The 810-nt window shown below is 27.7% G+C and carries 1 protein-coding gene; it reads left to right on the top strand.

Annotation, left to right across the window (positions count from 1 at the left end; all coding sequences use genetic code 11):
- The first annotated feature begins 167 nt into the window (after positions 1-167).
- Positions 168-764 (top strand): VanZ family protein, encoded by a 597-nt coding sequence (locus PG840_RS16745; protein ID WP_006857107.1) that lies wholly within the window; start codon positions 168-170, stop codon positions 762-764.
- Positions 765-810: the final 46 nt, after the last annotated feature.

Here is an 810-nt window from a genome sequence, read left to right as displayed (position 1 = left end):
TTCAATAAGATTATCGGTGCATAAAATATTGAAATTATCTTTAATTGCAGAGCAAAAAATGATATGATAACATAAAATCTTTCATAAAAACAAAATACATTCTTTCGTGCTTTTTAAGATTTTTACTGTATCATTTTATTTGAAATTACTGTGAAAGGACGATTACTATGTTATCTACAATTTATGCTTTGCTATGTATTATAGTTCCTTGTTCCTTATACCAGCTTATCATTTGCAAGCGTCAAAACAAAAAACAAGAAAACAAAGCAATTCATTTTGTATGGGTATATATTTTTCTGTTATATATCTACTTGACGTTCTCTGTTGCAGGTATAGGTAGTATTTGGGATATTGGACATTATGATACGATTATAAGATTAGAGGAAATCAATTTATTACCGTTTCAGTCTGAGGGGATAATGACTTATGTTTTAAATATTATAATGTTTTTACCTCTGGGCTTTTTAATTCCTTTAATTTGGAAACGATACAGAAATCCTTTGAAAATTTTTATGATAGGCTTCGGTTTTTCATTATCCATTGAACTTTGCCAGTTATTCAATCGGAGAAATACAGATATTGATGATTTAATGATGAATACGCTAGGGGCAGTTATTGGATATTTTATTTGGAAATTGACAAAAAGGTTATTTAAAAATATTAACCATAAATCTATTTCTCTTTCTAAACTAGAACCTATTGTATATTTAACTCTTGCAGTTTTAGGAGAATTTCTATTATTCAACTGGAGAATTTTTCTCTAGTGCTAACAAAAAATATTTACACAAAAAGCAGTTAGTCTTAGGATTG

It is taken from the genome of Coprococcus sp. AM97-35 (assembly GCF_027697525.1).
Lineage (GTDB): Bacteria > Bacillota > Clostridia > Lachnospirales > Lachnospiraceae > Allocoprococcus > Allocoprococcus comes.
Note: the sequence above shows the minus strand (reverse complement) of the source record. Positions and strands in the feature narration are given on the sequence as shown.

Excerpts from the sequence above, each read along its gene's own strand:
- PG840_RS16745 (WP_006857107.1), top strand. The coding sequence starts at position 168 with ATGTTATCTACAATTTATGCTTTGCTATGTATTATAGTTCCTTGTTCC.